Below are 956 nucleotides of genomic sequence, written 5' to 3' on the forward strand. Positions count from 1 at the left end.
CTGGTCTCGATTGCTTGAAGACGATCTCCAAGATCCAGCATGTTAAGTGTTCCCGTCTTCATATACAGCATGCCTACGCCGATCAGTATGAAGGTCGCGCCAATTGTACCCATCACCAAGTACCGAAATGCGGCAGTCAGGCATCGCCTATCAGAGGCTAAGCTCACGAGGGTGTAGGTCGCGAGAGAAGAAATTTCAAGGAATACGAAAAGGTTAAACGCGTCACCGGTGATCAGTATCCCGGAAAGGCCTGCAAGACATAGCAAGTGCGCCGTGTAATAAAGCGTGTGTTGCCCTTCTTTGATTTCCTTTTCAATGCTAGCGCGTGCATAGATGAGCACCAAGCTAGAAATACCGGATACGGCGAGTAACACAAATGCACTGGCGACATCGATACGCATCTCTATGCCCCAAGGTGGGCTCCAGCCACCCAATGCATAACGAATCGCTCCATTCGCCAGCGTCAACTCCAATAGGCCAATCGCGACAAAAAATGCGGCGATACTCGCACTAGTAGAGAGCAGCCAAGCGAGCGATGAACGTCCTACAAGTATCGCAATTGGCGCCGCTAAAAGGGGAATAAGGACGGGAAGTATAGGAAGGTGTTCTGCGACCATTAGATGACGTCATCCTTGTCTTGAAATTCATTCTCCTCGACTGTTCCATAAGCGCGCTTGATGCGGACAATCAAAGAAAGGCCTACTGAAGTAGTAGCTACGCCCACCACGATGGCAGTGAGTATCAGTACATGCGGCAAGGGGTTCGAATAGACCTCGATCCCCTCGGCAACAATAGGGGCTGAGCCTCCAGAGACTTTTCCCATTGAAATGTAAAGCATAAAGACAGAAGTCTGGAACACGTTTAAACCAACAACTTTTTTAACGAGATTGTTGGCCGAGATGACGATGTAAAACCCTGACATCATCAAAAAAATTACGATCCAATAGTTGTAGTGA

The 956-nt window shown here is 48.5% G+C and carries 2 protein-coding genes; both read right to left on the reverse strand.

All coding sequences use genetic code 11. The features are described 5' to 3' along the window. On the reverse strand, window positions 1–617 hold a 617-nt coding region (locus A3751_RS19180; protein WP_304439059.1), incomplete at its 3' end, for a proton-conducting transporter membrane subunit. Beyond that, on the reverse strand, window positions 617–956 hold a 340-nt coding region (locus A3751_RS19185; RefSeq protein ID WP_068458593.1), incomplete at its 5' end, for a cation:proton antiporter subunit C. The genes A3751_RS19180 and A3751_RS19185, both read right to left, overlap by 1 nt.

It is taken from the genome of Oleiphilus sp. HI0080, assembly GCF_001635135.1.